The sequence below is a fragment of the Methylibium sp. genome (assembly GCF_965279545.1).
Lineage (GTDB): Bacteria > Pseudomonadota > Gammaproteobacteria > Burkholderiales > Burkholderiaceae_C > Methylibium.
In genome coordinates this window covers 3,791,863-3,808,244 of record NZ_OZ257250.1, presented here as the reverse complement: position 1 = coordinate 3,808,244, position 16,382 = coordinate 3,791,863, and the positions used below count along the sequence as shown (strand labels likewise).

The window sequence follows — 16,382 nt, the reverse complement described above, 5'->3', positions numbered from 1 at the left end:
GCCCGCAGCGGCCTGGATGCATCCGCGGTCCACTTTTGCATGCCGATCGAAACGCTGGCGGCCTTGTACCGCTGATATCAACGCGTGAAGTGAAGGCGTCGGACCCACTCAGCGCGGCACCGACTCCAGGATGCGCGCCGCCAGCGCGTCGTAGTCGCCGCCGAAGTGGTGGCCGCCGGGCAGCGCCAGCGTGCGGGCGTGCCGGGGCGCCAGTTGCGGGCACAGCGAATCGCGCTCGTCGGTGCCGTAAATGCACAGCGTGGCCGAGGCCGACAGCCGCTGGGCCTCGGGGGCGATCGGACGCTCGCCGCTCGCGCCGATCCAGTTGGTGACATGGAACTCGAACGAGGCCTTCTGCCCGGGGCCGAGCAGCGCCGTCAGGCGCACGCCGGCGCGCGTGCGGGCCGGCAGGCGGTTGACGGCAAACGGCAGCACGTCGGCGCCCTGCGAGTAGCCGATGAGGAGGACCTCGCTGCGCTGCCAGCGCGCGGCGTAGTAGCGGATCAGCCGGTCCAGGTCGGCCGCCAGGCCCTCCGGCGTGCGCGCGGTCCAGAAGTAGCGCAAGGAGTCGAAGCCGGCCACCGGCACGCCCTGCTTCACCAGCGCCGCGGCAATGCCCTTGTCGATGCCGGCCCAGCCGCCGTCGCCCGACAGCAGCACCGCGAAGCGCGTGCCGGCGGCGCTGGAAGGCAGCTCGACGATGGGCAGGTCGGCCAGTTGCGCCGGCGGTGCGCCGAGCGACGCGCGGTGGGCGGCCAGGCGCGCATAGGCCGCCTCGAAGCCCGGCGGCATGCCGCCCTCGGCGGCGGCGGCCGTGCCCTGCGGCAGCGGTGTCCAGGTGGCCTGCGGCGTGCGCGCCACGAAGGCCTGCGCCGCCGCGGCAGTGCAGGCCGTCTCGCCGCCGGTCTGCAGCACGGTCCACGGCGCTGCGGCCTGCGCGGCGGGTTGCAGCTCGACGCTCCGGCCGTCGGCGGCGGCTTGCCAGCGCAGCGCGTTGGTGGCGCACAGCGGCGTCCGGTCGTCCAGGCGCGGGCAGAAGTCCAGCGACAGCGCCGACGTGAACGTGCCGGCCGGCGCCTGCGCCAGCACCCCGTAGGCGAAGGCCGCGCGCGGACCCGCGCCGACCAGCAGGGGCTCGAGGTAGCTCGGCAGCTTGTCGATCGCCTGCACCTGGTGGGCCAGGTTCTCGAAGGCGCCCGCTGCGTAGAGGCAGGCCCCGCCCTGCGCTTCGAGCCGGCGGTAGAACGGTGCCAGCGGCACGGCCGCCACCATGGCACCGGCCCGCGCCATCGCCTGCGCCAGCTGCCGCTCGCCGGCATTCGGGCCGTCGTCACCCGACAGCAGCAGCACGAACTGCGTCACCTCGCCGGCCGGCCGGAACACCTGCACGTTGGTGAACAGGCCGTGCGATACCGTCTGCGGCGCGGCGCCCGGTTTATGCGCCGGCGTCGGGGCCTGCGGTCGGGGCTGTGCCGGTGCCGGGACGGCCCAGGCCGCCAGCACGAACGCGAGCAGCAGCGCCGGCCCGCAGCAGCGTCGAAGGGAGCGGCCCGGGCGCGCGCTCATTTCGAGATCACGCCCTTGACCCCGCCGCCGATCAGCGCCGCCACGTCGACCAGCACGAACAGCGGCGCCACGCCGCTGGGCGCAGCGAGGTAGCGCGCCTCCCAGACCGGCTCGAACTTGTCCTTGAAGCTGTGCAGGCCGCGGAAGTTGTAGAAGCGCTCGCCGTGCTCGAACAGCAGCCTGCCCAGCCGCTGCCAGCGCGGCGCGCGGCGCCGCTCCGCCATGCCCGCCATCGGCGACATGCCCAGGCCGAAGCGCTGGTAGCCCTGGGCCTGCAGGTGCAGCATGATCTTCGCGAACAGGAAGTCCATGGTGCCGGGCGGCGCTTCGGGCGAGTAGCGCATCAGGTCGACGCTGGCCTCCTCCCTGGCATCGGTGGTCAGCAGGTTGGCGAAGGCGATCACCCGGCCTGCGCGCCGCACCACCGCGACCGGCAGCCGCAGCAGGTAGCGCTCGTCGAAGCGGCCGACCGAGAAGCCCTTTTCACGCGTGCGCTGCTGGCCGAGCCAGGCGTCCGAGACCTCGCGCAGGGCCGGTAGCAGCGCGCCCACCTCGGCCGGCGCCAGCACCTCGAAGCTCAGGCCTTCGCGTTCGCCCCGGTTCACGCCCGAGCGCAGGTTGGCGCGCTTGGCGCCCTTGAGGTCGAAGTCGGGCAGGCTCACGTGCGCATGCTCGCCGAGCTTGAAGGCGTGCAGGCCGCAGTCCAGGTAGAGCGGCAGCGACACCGGGCGCACCTGGTAGAAGGCCGCCCGGCCCCCGTGCGCGGCGGCCAGCTCGACGAAGCGCCACACCAGCTCGGGCCACTCGCGGGGGTCGCCCATCGGGCCGAACAGCGACACCCAGGAGCGGCCCTGCTTGCCGAACATCAGGAAGCTCCTGCCCGAGGGCGAGAACAGCAGGTGCTTGTCGCCCACCAGCGCGTAGCAGCCGTCGGACGAGGGGCTGGCGCGCACCACGGCGGCGGCGCGCTCGATCTCCTCGGCCGACGGCTGGGCCACGCCACCCGCCGGCGGGCGCAGCAGCTGCCACAGGCCGAATGCCAGGCCGATGAGTGCCACGCCCATCAGCGCGCGCAGCGAGCGCGGCGCCTGCGCGTCGAGCTCGAACTGCCACCACAGGCGGTGGCTGTAGCCGACCTCCTGGTAGGCAAAGAACAGCACCCACACGCAGGCCGCGATCACACCGCCCAGCGCCAGCAGCCACTCGGGCTCGAGCCGCTGCGCGAACAGCGACGAGCGCCGGTCGAACTGGCGGCGCGAGATCACGAGCAGGAGCGCCAGCGTGGACAACAGCGCCGCCTCGTGGAGCGCGATGCCCTTGGGCAGCGCCAGGACCGCCGCGACGACCGACAGGCCCAGGGCCGCCCACCAGGCCGCGTCGAGCCGGTGCAGGAGCCCGCGCGCCACCAGCAGCAGGCCCAGGCCGGCCACGCTGCCGAGAAAGTGCGAGGCCTCGATCAGCGGCAGCGGCACGCGCAGGGTGGCGAGCATCTCCCGCGCGTCCTCGGTCACCGGCGTGACGCCCGAGACCAGCAGCCACAGCCCCGCCACCAGGGCCAGCGCGGCCATCAGCCGCGGGCTCAGGCGCACCGCGAGGCGGCCGACCGGCGCCGCCACGCCGGAGCGCAATTCGTAGGCGGCGAGCAGCCCGGTCGCCAGCACCAGCGGCAGCACGTAGTAGAGGCCGCGGTAGAGCAGCAAGGCGCCCAGCATGGCTTCGGTCGGCACCTGCGGGCCGCTGGCCAGCAGCATCACCGCTTCGAACACGCCGACCCCGCCCGGCACGTGGCTCAGGATGCCGGCGGTGACCGCGATGGCATAGAAGGCCACGAAGGTCGGCAGGGCGATGCGGTCGTCGGGCAGCAGGAACCACAGTGCCGCGGCCGACGCGCTGAGTTCGAGCGCCGAGATCGCCAGCTGGCGCAGCGCCAGGCCGGGCGCCGGCAGGCGCAGCGTCCAGCGCGGGCCCAGGCTCAGCGTGCGCCGCCGCGTGCACAGCCACAAGAAGGCGGCCAGCACGAGCAGCACTGCCGCGGCGCCGGCGCGCAGCACGGCCGGCCGGGTGTGCAACAGCGGCGCCACCTCGCCCGCGCCCCACAGCAGGCCGAGCGCGCCGAAGGCCGTCATGCCCAGCATGAAGGCCGCGGCATTGAAGGCGATCACCCGCGCGATCTGCGGCGGCGCCAGGCCGGCCGCGGCGTACAGGCGCATGCGCACCGCACCGCCCGTCAAGGGGCCCAGGCCGATGGTGTTGGACAGCGCATAGGCCACGAACGAGGTCAGCAGCACCGTGGCGCGCCCGAGCCTGGCGCCGGCATAGGCGAGCGACGAGGCGTCGTAGCCAGTCAGCGCCAGGTAGCTGGCCGCCGTGGCCAGCAGCGCGAGCGCGATGTCCGAGGCCGGCGTGGCCCGCATCGCCGCCATGACGCTGGCGTAGCGCACCTCGTGCAGCAGACCGCGCAGCGCCACGAAGATGACGCCGGCCAGCAGCACGCCCAGCGTCGCCAGCATCCAGGGCTGCAGGCGCGGCCACCACTCGCCCAGCCAGGGGGCCGGCGGCCGGGGGCCCAGGTGGGCGGCGGGGGTGGGTTCGGACACGGCGCGACGGGTTTCCTGAGCGGGGTGAGCGTGCCGATTATTCGCCCTGTCCCGCAAAGCGGGTCCGCCGCGCGGGGCCTGCCTTGCCGGGAGCGGCTGTCAGGTGCGTGCCCGCGCGGCACCGGAGGTCGGTCCGGGGCCGCTTTCAGGCCCTGGCGGTCACTCGCCGGCGGCGAGCCCGGCGGCCCACAGCGCGGCAGAGCCCGCGAAGATCGAGGCAGGGCCCGATGCGTCTGCGTGCGCCGCCAGGCGGACCCACGCCAGCGTGTCGTGGTGACTGCCCGGGATCAACTCCCGGGACCGCTCCGCCACCAGCCATGCATGCAGCCGTGCGTAGAGCTGCGGGTGCTGCTGCCGGGCCCAGGCGAGGCCGACGAGGTCGGCGTAGCCCTCCTCCCGGCGCAGCGCCTGCATGTCGGCATAGGCGGCCTGCAACTCGGGGTCGAGCTCGCCGGGTACGCTTGCGGCGCCGAAGCCCGCGGGCAGCCGCTGCCAGGCGCCGTCGAGGTAGCGCCGGCAGTGGCCCAGTTCGTGCGCGGCCATGAGTTCGAGCGTCGCGTCCAGGAGATCGGGTTCGGTGCGTTCGAGCGTGTCCTGCGCCTCGGCATTGCCCCGCATCGAGAGCACCAGCTTGCAGCGACCGTCGACGAAGGCCAGCGCCAGCGGCGCGGCACCGGGCGCCGGCTGGGGCTGCACGACGATGTCCAGCGGCAGCCTGGCCTCCCTTGCGAACGCCACGACCGGCCAGGCCCCCTTCAGCCAACGCTGCTCGGTCGGCGTCAGCTCGGTCGCGAGGCAGGCAGACGAGGCCAGCGCCGCAGTGAGCAGCGAGCCGATGGCGTTCCAGACGAGAAGGCGCTTCACAGGGCTGTCTTCGGCGTGCCGTGAAAGGATCTTGAGCCGCGCTGCGCGACGTGAGCGGCAAGTGTGCTTTGTTGTACGAAGGGGGCCGGCATGGCCGCCGGCACGAGCCGGTGCGCCGCTCAATGCGGCCGGCGCCTCGACAGCGACAGCGCATCGAGTTCTGCAGTGGGGTAACCCATGCCGTGCAAACGGATTTCGGCCCTGCGGCCTCTTCGAATCCAATGCCCTGCGCGCGGGAAGTAGGGGCAATGGTGGCTTGCCGAACGGCACGGGCGACCCTGATCGCGATTGAGGGATGCGCCTTTGCCTTCATGCAACGTCTGTCAAGACCGGACTCCTCGGATATGTCCGGCTCGACGAGGGATGAACGGCGATGCCGTGTGAACGGCGAGCGTGCACACTCCCATGTACATCGAGGTGGGCGAGTGGTATCTGTGCGTACTCGGACAACTCCTGAAAGGACTCCATCATGCCCACTCCAGCAACCACAGGCATTCGCCGGAGAATCATGATGGCGTTCGCGGCCGCCTGCGCGGCCATCGCCGCGTTCACCGTGATCGTGATTCAGTTTCAATTGGGCGCGGTGGATCGCGGCGCTCAGGTGGAAGCACGCAACCTGGCGAGGTCGGTCGCATACAGCGCCGCATTGGGCAGCGAGCATCTGCAGCAGTACGTCGAAGGGCTTCATCACCTGTACGGACGCGATATCGTCATCGTGGATGCTCAAAAGCGAGGCCTCGCCGACGCGGATCCGACGGAGCTTGGCCATGTCTTCGACCACGACTCGGCCAACGAAGTCGGCGGAACGATCAAGGACGGCCAAGTCAGGTCGTTTGTCGAGCGCAACAGCAATCATCCCGACGGCGCAAAGCAAATCACCGTCCCGCTCTACCAGGGCGGGGATGTACATGCGCCGATCGTCGGTGCGGTGATTCTCGAATACACCCAGATCTACGCGGAGCTGTTGGACGCGACAGTCTGGCAGATCTACTCGGTCGGTGGCGTAGGGTTGCTTTGCGTACTGCTGGTCGGCCTGTTGGGCGTCAAACTCGGCAATTCGCTCTTGCACCGACTGCAGGAGCAAAAGGCGGCAGCGCAGCAGATCGAGTATCTCGCCTTCCACGACAAGCTCACGGGACTCTCCAATCGCGGCATGTTCTCAAGGATGCTCGAGCAAGGTCTGCAGGAAGCGAAGCGCTACAACCGGCAGCTTGGGGTGTTTTTTGTAGACCTTGACCGCTTCAAGAACATCAACGACACACTCGGCCACCAGGCCGGCGATCTGTTGCTTCAGGAAATGGCGACAAGATTGAAGTCGTGTCTGCGAGAGAGCGACTGCATTGCGCGACTGGGCGGCGACGAATTCGTCATCATGGTGCCGAGTTTGAATGGAGCGGAGCCGCTGGCGGTCATCGCCCAGAAGATCTTGGCCTCGATTTCCAGGGCCTTTACCTTGCGCGATCATGAATTCCACGTTACGGCCAGCATCGGCATCAGCGTCTATCCGACCGATGGCGACGACGAGCGCGTCTTGATGAAGAACGCCGATATCGCGATGTACCGGTCCAAGGAGGACGGGAAGAACACCTTCACGTTCTATTCCGCCGCACTCAACACGCACTCGGTCGAACGGCTCGCCTTCGAGTCGAGCCTGCGGCGAGCGCTGGACGCGCAGCAGTTTCAGGTGCACTACCAGCCAAAGGTCGACGGCCATACCAGCCAGATGACCGGCGTGGAAGCGCTCCTGCGCTGGAACCATCCGGACCTCGGGCTGGTGTCCCCGGCAAAGTTCATTCCGGTGGCGGAGGAAAACGGCTTGATCGTCTCCATCGGTCGTTGGGTGCTGACCACTGCTTGTCAACAGCACGTGGCGTGGAGGGATCTCGGCTATTCACCGCTGAGCATGTCGGTCAATCTTTCCGCGCGTCAGTTCTACGACGAGCATCTGCTCTCGGACGTGCGTTCAATCCTGGCTCAGACAGGAATGGAAGCCACGTTTCTGGAACTCGAGATCACCGAGAGCATGCTGATGCGCGACGTCAACAAGGCGACAAAGGTGCTGGTCGAGTTCAAGAAATTGGGCATCCGGCTGTCGCTCGACGACTTCGGTACGGGCTATTCTTCATTGTCAAACCTGAGGCGGTTCCCGATCGACACGATCAAGGTCGACCGCTCATTTGTTCGCGAATTGCCGGCCAACGAGGAAGACAGAGCCATCACCGACGCGATCATCGCAATGGGCAAGTCGCTGAAGATGACCATCGTGGCCGAAGGGGTCGAAACTCAGGGTCAGATCGAGTTCCTGAGAAGCCATGAATGCGACGAGTTTCAGGGGTTCTATTTCAGCAAGGCCGTGCCGGCAGCTGCCATTGCCGACCTGTTGAGGGTGCAGCCGTGGGTCAATTTGAACGACGGGGCGCAGGTCTGGGGCGTCGAAGGCGTGTTCCCCGATTCCACACCCATGCCTATCGTCTAGGGAGGCACTTGTCCGCGATACGCAGCAAAGCTGTCGCCCGATAACTCGTTATGGCGCACAAAAGCGCCGGGAGAGATTGATGGTTGCGCCCGATGTTGATCGACTCTTCGCAGGCTCGATACCCCAGCTCTACGAACGGTACCTGGTACCGTTGATCTTCGAGCCGTATGCTGCTGACCTCGCTGCTCGCGCAGCGCTGCGAACGCCGTCTTCGGTGCTCGAAATCGCCGCCGGAACCGGAGTCGTCACCCGTCGGCTTGCGAGCACACTGGCGCCTTCGGTCGCGATTGTCGCGACCGACCTCAATCAGGCGATGCTCGATCATGCCGCCTCCGTGGGCACGAGCCGTCCCGTCGAATGGCGCCAAGCAGACGCAACGCAACTGCCTTTCCCGGACGAAACTTTCGACGTGGTCGTCTGCCAGTTCGGCGCCATGTTCTTCCCGGACAAAGCCCGGGCCTTCTCCGAAGCCAGGCGCGTCCTGCGCCCAGGGGGAGCGTTCATGTTCAACGTGTGGGACAGGATCGACCAGAACGAATTTGCCCACGCCGTCACTCTCGCGCTGGAACCCGTGTTCCCGCTGGATCCGCCGCGATTCCTGGCCCGCACCCCACACGGTTACAGCGACACCGAGGTTGTCGCAAGGCAACTGTCCGAAGGGGGCTTCGTTCGCGATCCCGACGTGACAACGCTGGCGGCAAGAAGCCGTGCAAGCTCCCCGGACACCGTTGCGATCGCGTATTGCCAAGGAACGCCGCTGCGAAACGAAATCGAGGCCCGGGGTCCCTCGCGTTTGCTCGATGCCACCGATGCCGCGGCCGCTGCGATCAGGAACCGGTTCGGTCGCGGCGCAGTGGATGGCAAGATTCAGGCGCACATCGTCGTCATCGAGCGGTAGCGGGCTTACCCAGCATGGGTCAACGAAAGCGGTGCCAGTTCCGGGCGCAATACCGCGCCGCGCATCCGTAACGGAACCGCGCCCGGGGACGATCGGGTCGGGCGGCGAACGCCGCTCGGTCCCTCTGCACGGCGTTTGCACGGCAACCGAGCCGCACCGCCCGCATTCACAGCGATTCGAGGTTCCCCCCGCGCAGCCCGACCAGCAGCGCGCGGCCGCTCGGGTCGACGCGGAATTCGCCGTACTTCGCCGTGGTCCAGCGGGCGGCCTCGCCTTCCTTGAAGAACCAGGCGTCGCTCACGAGGGTCCAGCGCCCGTTCCTGGGCGTCAGCTCGAAGCGCAGTTCGTCGGCGGCGAGCGCGGCGCCCTCGTCCAGGTGCAGCAGGGTGGCCACGCCGCGCGCGTCGCGTCGCGCCACCACGCGCGGCCGGCTGGCGCTCAGCACCCGGTCGGCCTTGGCCTGCACCTCGTCGGGCACGCGAAAGTTCAGCCGCATGAAGTCGCCCTGCATCAGCGAGCGCGGGTCCACCGGCGCCAGCTCCACGTACACCGGCTGGCCGTGCACGATGAGGTCTTCCTTCTGCCCGATGCCGAAGTTGGCCACGGCCAGCACCGCCAGCGCGCTGAGCGCGATGCCCCAGCGCGCGCCGGGCGCGCGGGGGTCGGGGGCGGCCGCGCGCGGCGGCCCGTCGGCCGGCGCGGCCGCGCGCAGGGCCCGCCAGGCCAGCGCGGCCAGCACGGCACCGGCGGCCATGAGCAGCACGGACTTGGTGGCCAAGGGCCAGTCCAGCCGGTAGTAGAAGGCGCCGACGATCCACGCCGCGGCCACCGCCGCCGTGGTGGCGAGACGCCAGCGCGCCGTGGTGACGCACAGCGCCAGCGCCAGCAGCACGGCGCCCAGCGCGGGCATGAACCAGGCCAGGGCCAGCGGCACCAGCGCCACGCCGGCATGCCAGGGCGTGCGCAGCGTCGGCCACCGGCGCGCCGCCCACAGCGCGGCCGCGGCGGCCAGCGCGAGCGAGGCCGCCTGCTGCAGGGGCATCGCCCAGCCGGCGCTCGACCGCGCGCTCAGCTCGCGCGCCACCTCGCCGGCGAACCCGCCGCCCAGGCTGCCGCCGACCAGGAAGCTCATGCCCGACCACCACGCCAGGCCGCCCAGGCTGGCCAGCAGCCAGCCCGCCGACAGCGACTCCAGCGCGGCGGCCCGGCGCGTGCGCGCGCCGTCGTGCAGCGCTGTGCGCTGAACCCAGCCGGCCACCAGCCAGACCGCCAGGCTCAGGTGCCAGGCGCACCAGAAGCGCGTGAGCAGCGACGGCTGCGAGGCCTGCCAACGGCCGGACGCACAGGCCGTCACCAGCAGCAGGGCCGCGGCCGCGCCGAGCAGCACCCGCAGCCAGGGCCCGGACACGGCCAGTGCGACGCCCACCGCCGCCAGGGCCAGCACGGCCGCGCCGGCCGGCACGGGCAGGTCGCGAAAGAGGCCGAAGCCGAGCGCGCCGCCGCCCACCAGCAGCGCCGGCACGGCGAGCTGCTCCCAGAACAGCGGCAGGTCGCGCGAGCGCAGCACGACGATGGCCGCGGCCAGCAGCAGCACGCCCACGAAGTACGGCCCGGCGCTGCGGCTGATCAGGTCGCCGAGCAACAGGCCCACCACGCCGAGCAGCGGGATCGTCGCGAGCCAGGCGCCCAGCGCGGTGAGCAGCACGACGGGCCAGGGCCGGCTGTCCTGCGCCGGCAGCGTGGCCGCAGGCGGCAGCAGGCCTTCGGCCACGGCGGCGCGCAGCAGGCCGTCGGCGCGTGCGCCACTCATGCTGCCGCTCATGCCGCAACTCCGGGCCGGGCCGGGTCGCGTGCCAGGCGCAGCACGCCCGTCACGGTGGCGGCCAGCAGGCCGGCGGCCACCAGGCCGAGCAGCAGCAGCGGCCCGATCGGGTCGCCGCCGCGGTGGTGGTCGAACAGCAGGCGCGCCAGGCCCGCCACCAGCAGGGCGTTGAGGCCGAGCGCGACGGCACTCAGGCCATAGACGTCGAACATGCCCGGCCGCGCGAGCGCGGCCGCCATGGCGGCCAGCACCGCCAGGCCCAGCGCGTAGTGCGCGGCAACGTGCTCGGAGAACAGGCCGCCGAGCGCCGTCAGCGTGACGATCACAACCGCCAGCGTCACCGCCGTTCGCAGCGCCCAGGGGCCGGCGCCGGTGTGGCGGCGCAGCGCCGCGCTCAGAGCGGCCACCACCGCCAGCGCCGCCAGCCACCCCAGCAGATGCACGCGCAGGTCGTCCGGCTCGACGCGCCAGCGGTGGCCGGTGTGGGCCTGCACCCACAGCGAGAGGGCGGTCATCGCCACCAACGCCATCGGCGCCCACAGCACGTCGCTGCGCACGCCCAGGCACAGCGGCAGCGCCAGCGCGGCCCACAGCGCGAACAGCTGCCAGGGGTCGGCGCCGGTCTGGTAGGTCTGGCCGAAGTAGGCGAACAGGCCGCCGATGGCCAGCAGCGCCAGCAGCCCCAGGGGCACGCGGGCGGCCGGGCGCCACAGCGCCCCCAGGCACGGGACGAGCACGCCGCCTTCGAGCACCGCGAACTGCCCGAAGCGGCCCAGCGTGCCCCAGTTCGCGGCGATCCAGCAGACGAGGCCCAGGCCGGCGAGCCCGGCCGCCAGCACGGCGACGCCGAGCGGCAGCCGGCGTGCGAGCGCGGCCGGTTCATCGTGCAGGCCTGCCAGGCGTTCGAGCCGGTCGGTGGCCCGCGCGTCGAGCCGGTGCTCGGCCGCGAGTTCGTACAACGCAAGACGCAGATCCATCGCTCCCCCGCTGCTGCCGATGTGGCGGCTGGCATGGTAGCCGCGGGCCGCGCCGGCGCCGGTGGCGGGCGTCAGCCCGACTATCGCCGGCTCACAACACGCGGTGCTGCAGCGCCGGCAGCTGGGCGCGCACCTGGGCCATGCGTGCGGCGTCGAGGCTCGCCATCACCACCCCTTCGTCCTCGGCCTGCACCGCCAGCACCTCGCCCCAGGGGCCGACCGCCATCGTGTGGCCCCAGGTGCGCCGGCCGTTCTCGTGGCGGCCGCCCTGCGCGGGCGCCAGCACCATGCACTGGTTCTCCACGGCGCGCGCGCGCAGCAGCAGTTCCCAGTGCGCCTGGCCGGTCGGGTAGGTGAAGGCGGCCGGCACCAGCAGCAGGTCGCAGGGTGGCGTGCAGAGCGCACGGTAGAGCTCGGGGAAGCGCAGGTCGTAGCAGACGCTCAGGCCGACGCGCCAGGCGTGGCCCGCGCGATCGGTGAGCGCAAAGGCCACCGGCGCGCTGCCGGGCGCCAGCGTGGCGGCCTCGTCGTAGCGGCGCTCGCCGTCGTCGAAGCGGAACAGGTGGATCTTGTCGTAGCGCGCCACGCGCACGCCGTCGGGGCCGAACACCAGCGTGGTGTTGTGCACCCGGTCGTCGCGGCCGGCGATGCGCAGCGGCAGCGTGCCGCCGGCCAGCCACACGCCGCAGTCGCGGGCGGTGGCGGCGAGCAGGTCCTGGATCGGCCCGGCGCCGTCGGCCTCGGCGGCGTCCAGCTTGTCGGCGTCGCGCAGGCCCATGAGGCAGAAGTACTCGGGCAAGGCGACCAGTTCGGCGCCGGCGGCGGCGGCCTGCGCGATCAATGCGCGGGCGCGTTCGAGGTTCTCGGCCACGCGCGGCGTGGACACCATCTGCACGGCAGCGATCTTCATGGCGACTCCTTGGGCGGCGCCGAGGCCGCCTCGTCGGTCGTCGGTACCGCGTCGCCGAGTTTGCGCTCGATCCGGTCGACCTTGGGTGCCGCCCAGGGCCCGGTGACGTGGAATTCGCGCGTGCCGGCGTACATGATGGGTCGGCGCAGCAGCCACTGCGCGACGAAGGTGCCCAGGCCGATCGCCGGGTTGATGGCCGCCACCGCGAGCGAGGCGGCGCCGGCGTTGATCTCGGGCACGACCCACACGCGCAGGTCCTGGGTTTCGCGCTCGACGTCGGCGCTGCCTTCCATCAGCACCACGGCCTGCAGGCCGCGCATGCGCAGGTTGCGCGTGCTCGCCACGCCCTGGGCGATGCTGACGTCGCCGGTGATGTTGTCGAACGCGAAGCCGCGTTCGAACACGTCGCGAAAGTCGAGCAGCAGCCGGCGCGGCAGCGACTGCAGGCTGAGCACGCCGAGCAGCTTGGTCACGCCCGGGTCGGCCTGCAGGAACTGGCCGCCGTCGACCGCCACATGGACCTGGCCGCCCAGGCTCGCGTAGTCGATCGCCAGCGGCGAACCCAGCCAGCTCACCTGCCCGGCCAGCTGGCCCTTCGCGCCGCGCAGCACTTCGCCCTGTCCGAGCCGCGCGAGCAGCGCGCCGCCGTCGGTGATGTCGAGCTTGAAGTCCATCACGGCCCGGCGGCGCGACGCGGCCCCCGGCGCGGCCTCAGCCCACTGGCCGGTGGCGCTCAGCTGGGCCTCCGGCGTGACGAGGTGGAACTTGCCCAGCCGCCATTCGCGCACGGGCTCGCCCGCGCCCTCGGCCACGCGGTTCTGCGCCTCGATCTCGACGCGACCGAGCCGCTTGCCGCGCAGCTCGAAGTCGTCGACCACGATGTCGAGTGCCGGCACGCTGGCCGGCGAGGCCTGCTCGAGCAGCGAGCTGACGGCCTCGGCCTCGCTCTTGGGCAGCGACAGGCGCGACAGGCGCGCATAGATGCGCCCCGCGCCCTCGCCCGCCGCGCGCGCGCCGCCGCCGGGCGGGCGGTACTCGGCATAGCCGTTGAATTCGGTGGCGTCGAGGTTGGCGCGCCAGACCCCGCCGTCGGACAGGCTGCCGCGCGACAAGCCGGCCACCACGCCGTGCAACTGCCGCCCGCCGGTGAGGAGCTCCTGCGCCCGCAGTGCCACGGTCGTCGGTGCATAGCCCGGACCTGCGGCCGCCGCGGCGCCGGCCGCGCCGGCCGCGCCGCCGCCCCAGCCGTCGGCCACGCGCTGCCAGGCGTCGAGGTCGAGCCGGGCCATGTTGATGCTGGCGGCGACGCCCTCGGCGGGCTGCGGCGCCGGGTCCTGCACGCCGATGCCGCCGCGCAGCACGCGTGCGCCGTCCGGCCCGAGCTCGCGCCACCAGCCGGCCTGCAGCACGCGGTTGCCCTCGGCACCGAGCTCCACGCGCAGCTGGTCGCGCGGCAGGGCGCTGCTGCCGGGCGCCTCCGGCAGCAGGCTGGCCTGGACGCGCAGCGGCAGGGCCTGCTCGGCCGGCTTGCGCAGCGGCGCCGGCAGGTCGATCGACAGGCCGAGCAGGTTGCTGCTGAGCTGCCACTCGGCCTGGCCGTGATGGAAGCCGAGCGCGAGCCGGTAGGCGGCCTGGCCGCCGAGCGGCGCAGCCGCCTGGGACAGCGCGCCCAGCTCGGTCGCGCGCTTGAGGCCTTCGGCGCTGGCCATGCCCTGCACATTGAAGCGCAGGCTGCCGTCGGCCTGCTGCGCGCCGTCGAAGCTGGCGTCGCCGCCCAGCACGCGCGCGCTGCCGCCGGCGAGCGAGAAGCTGGTGTCGGTGAAGGCCACGCGCGCCTTGGCATTGCCCAGCAGGGGCAGGTCCGGACGCAGCCGCAGGTCGTTGCCGGGCAGGCGCAGGCTGCCGCGCACGCTGCTGCGCTCGCTGTGCAGCAGCGGGATGTCGAGCGCGAGCTGCAGCTCGACCGGCGCCTGCGTGGCCCCGGTGCTCGCCTGCGCCAGCGCCCCCCCGGTCCAGCCGCCGACCGGCGTGGCGTTGACGAAGCGCAGCGCGTCCGCCAGCGGGCCGCTGCCCTTGCCCTCGATGACCAGCGTCGCCTCGTGGGCGAGGTTGCGGATGCCGCCCTGGATGCCCGCGAACTCGAAGCTGCCGCTGCCCACCGTTCCGAGCCGGGCCCGCAGGTCGCGCAGCTCCATCGAGTTGCGATCGAACACGAGCTCGCCCTTGATGTCGGTGAAGGCGGGCCAGGGCGGGCGCAGGGCCGCGCCCCCGGCGGCAGGCGGCTCCCCGGTCCATGCCGGATCGCCCGGCAGGTAGGCGAAACGCACGCCCTCGAGCCGGGCGGCGATGCGGAAGTCGCCGGCCTTGCCGCCGGACTTGGCGCCCGTGCGGGCGGCCGCTCCGAACGGGAACTCGCGCAGATCGCCGCTGACCTTGAAGTTCACCGCGCTCGCCCGGCCCGCCTGCACCGCGCGCTCGACGTACTGCCGCACAGGGGCCGGGATGCCGAGCGGCAGGTAGCGCGCCACGCGCGTGGCCTGGGCATCGTTCAGGCGCCCGCCGAGCTCGAGGACGCCGGGAAAGCGGCCCGGGTCGGCGGGCGTCGCCGCGCCGGTGTGCCAGGTCGCTTCGAGCTCGCCCTGCGCATCGGCGTTGGCGAAGCGCACGTCGCGGGCGCGCACTTCGATGCGCGGTGCAGCCCCCCCGGGTGCGGCGTCGAGCCGCCAGCTCACGCTGCTGCTGAGCCGCTGCAGGGCGATGCGCGGCAGCTCGAACACGCCCGGGAACTCGAGCGCACCGTCGCTCAGCGTGAGGCTGGCCTCGCCGCCGGTTTCGCTCGCGGTGAGCTCGATGTCGGCGCCCTGCAGGCCCGGACGACCCGGCAGCCAGGCCGTGACAGTGGCCGAGGCGGCGATCGCGAGAGCCGAGGCCGCGTCGCCCGGCACGGAGCCCGGCACCGAAGCCGGCTGCGCCGCGAGGCCCAGCCCGCGCAGGCTGGCCTTCAGCCGGTAACGCTGCGGCGCGGCCAGCGGGCCGTCCCAGCGCGCTTCGACCTGGCTGGCGATGCCGGTCGGCGCCAGGCTCGCCAGGCGCGCGTGCAGCTCGCTGCCGATCCATGCGGCCGGCAGCTTGTCGAGGGTCTGGGTCAGCAAGGCGAGGTCGAGCCGCTGCGCGCGCAGCTCGCCGCCGGCGAGTACGCCGTGGTCGTCGAGCCGCCAGCGCAGGCTGGCATCGGCCGCCGGCCAGCTCAGGCCGTCGGCGGTGACGAAGCCGAACTGCCGGGCCTGCAGTTCGCCGTCGCGCTCGCCGGCGGCGATCCGCCCGCTGAGGCGGCCGTCGATGCGCGCGAAGGCCAGCGCCTGGGCGTCGGGCGCCGGTCGCAGCGACACGTTGCGCAAGGCCAGGTCGACCGTCGCCGCGACCGGCTCGGCCTCCTTGACGTCGACCCAGGCCCGCAGCGCTCCCGAGCCCTGGCTGAGGTCGAAAGGCAGGTCGATCTGCCGGCGCAGCGGCACGATGTCGGCGGCCGGCAGGTCGGCGTACAAGGTGCCGTCCCAGCGCCGCCAGTTGCCCGGTCGCGCCAGCAGGCGGGCACCCCGCCCCTCCTGCGCGCGCGCCAGCAGGGGCTGCGTGAAATGCCCGCGCAGTGAAAAGCGCTCGCCCCATTCGGCCGGCGGCGTGGCATCGAGCCGCAACTCATGGTGGCGCACGCCGTTGCGCACCACCAGGTCGACGGCATCCAGCGCCAGCGGGGAGGCGCCGCGCAGCTCGTCGGTCCAGACCAGCGTGGCACCGCGGATCACGAACTCCTTCTGGCTGAAGAACCAGTCGGCAGCGCCGCCCTCGTCGGCCTGCTCGCCCGCCGCGAGCCCGGCGACCAGGATGCGGCCTGCGGTGTCGCGCCGCACCTCGAGCCGGGCACCCTCGATCAGCAACTGCTCGAAGCGCAGCCGCCAGTGCCCGTCCGAGCCGGGCAGCAGCGAGGCGGGCGACAGCGCGGCCCGCACGCTGGGCAGGCGCAGCGCCTCGCGCGGGGCTTCCCCCTGGCGCGGCGCCTCGTACAGCACCACGTCGCGCAGCTCGATGGCACGCACCCAGCGCCAGACCGAGCCGCCGTCCGTGACTTCGATCGCACCGATGCGCACCGGCACGCCCAGGGCGTGGCTCACGCGCATCTCCATATCGGGACGCCAGTGTTCGATACGCGGCAGAATCGCCCACTGAAGAACGAGCCACGCCGTGATCACGAGGCTCGACAAGAGCAGCAAACCC

Annotated in this window: 9 protein-coding genes; 2 read left to right on the top strand and 7 right to left on the bottom strand. The window is 72.1% G+C overall.

The window, feature by feature from the left end; genetic code table 11:
• Positions 1 to 108: 108 nt before the first annotated feature.
• From ACQY9S_RS17825 to ACQY9S_RS17815, 3 genes are all read right to left on the bottom strand, one after another.
• Positions 109 to 1,566: a virulence factor family protein gene (locus ACQY9S_RS17825; RefSeq protein WP_428421512.1), complete on the bottom strand. Its 1,458-nt coding sequence runs from the start codon at positions 1,564 to 1,566 to the stop codon at positions 109 to 111.
• Complete coding sequence (mprF, locus tag ACQY9S_RS17820) at positions 1,563 to 4,163, bottom strand: bifunctional lysylphosphatidylglycerol flippase/synthetase MprF (protein WP_428421511.1); 2,601 nt, start codon at positions 4,161 to 4,163, stop codon at positions 1,563 to 1,565. The genes ACQY9S_RS17825 and mprF overlap by 4 nt, the downstream gene beginning before the upstream one ends.
• A gap of 159 nt (positions 4,164 to 4,322) precedes the next feature.
• Positions 4,323 to 5,027, bottom strand: coding sequence for a hypothetical protein (locus ACQY9S_RS17815; RefSeq protein WP_428421510.1), 705 nt, complete (start codon positions 5,025 to 5,027; stop codon positions 4,323 to 4,325).
• A 469-nt stretch (positions 5,028 to 5,496) separates the two neighbouring features.
• Between ACQY9S_RS17815 and ACQY9S_RS17810 the strand changes: the two genes are divergently transcribed.
• Both ACQY9S_RS17810 and ACQY9S_RS17805 read left to right on the top strand, forming a co-directional pair.
• Positions 5,497 to 7,503: a putative bifunctional diguanylate cyclase/phosphodiesterase gene (locus ACQY9S_RS17810; protein WP_428421509.1), complete on the top strand. Its 2,007-nt coding sequence runs from the start codon at positions 5,497 to 5,499 to the stop codon at positions 7,501 to 7,503.
• 79 nt (positions 7,504 to 7,582) lie between these two features.
• Positions 7,583 to 8,401: a class I SAM-dependent methyltransferase gene (locus tag ACQY9S_RS17805; protein WP_428421508.1), complete on the top strand. Its 819-nt coding sequence runs from the start codon at positions 7,583 to 7,585 to the stop codon at positions 8,399 to 8,401.
• Between the two features lie 166 nt (positions 8,402 to 8,567).
• On the opposite strand, the gene ACQY9S_RS17800 is transcribed toward ACQY9S_RS17805, so the two are convergent.
• The 4 genes from ACQY9S_RS17800 to ACQY9S_RS17785 form a co-directional block, all read right to left on the bottom strand.
• A complete protein-coding gene (locus ACQY9S_RS17800) occupies positions 8,568 to 10,211 on the bottom strand; it encodes a GDYXXLXY domain-containing protein (RefSeq protein ID WP_428421507.1) in 1,644 nt (547 codons plus the stop codon).
• Between the two features lie 8 nt (positions 10,212 to 10,219).
• The gene (locus ACQY9S_RS17795; protein ID WP_428421506.1) at positions 10,220 to 11,200 is read right to left on the bottom strand and encodes a DUF2157 domain-containing protein; all 981 of its coding nucleotides are present in this window, start codon (positions 11,198 to 11,200) and stop codon (positions 10,220 to 10,222) included.
• A 91-nt stretch (positions 11,201 to 11,291) separates the two neighbouring features.
• Positions 11,292 to 12,110 (bottom strand): carbon-nitrogen hydrolase family protein, encoded by an 819-nt coding sequence (locus ACQY9S_RS17790; protein WP_428421504.1) that lies wholly within the window; start codon positions 12,108 to 12,110, stop codon positions 11,292 to 11,294.
• Complete coding sequence (locus ACQY9S_RS17785) at positions 12,107 to 16,279, bottom strand: YhdP family protein (RefSeq protein WP_428421502.1); 4,173 nt, start codon at positions 16,277 to 16,279, stop codon at positions 12,107 to 12,109. The genes ACQY9S_RS17790 and ACQY9S_RS17785 overlap by 4 nt, the downstream gene beginning before the upstream one ends.
• Between the last annotated feature and the right edge of the window lie 103 nt (positions 16,280 to 16,382).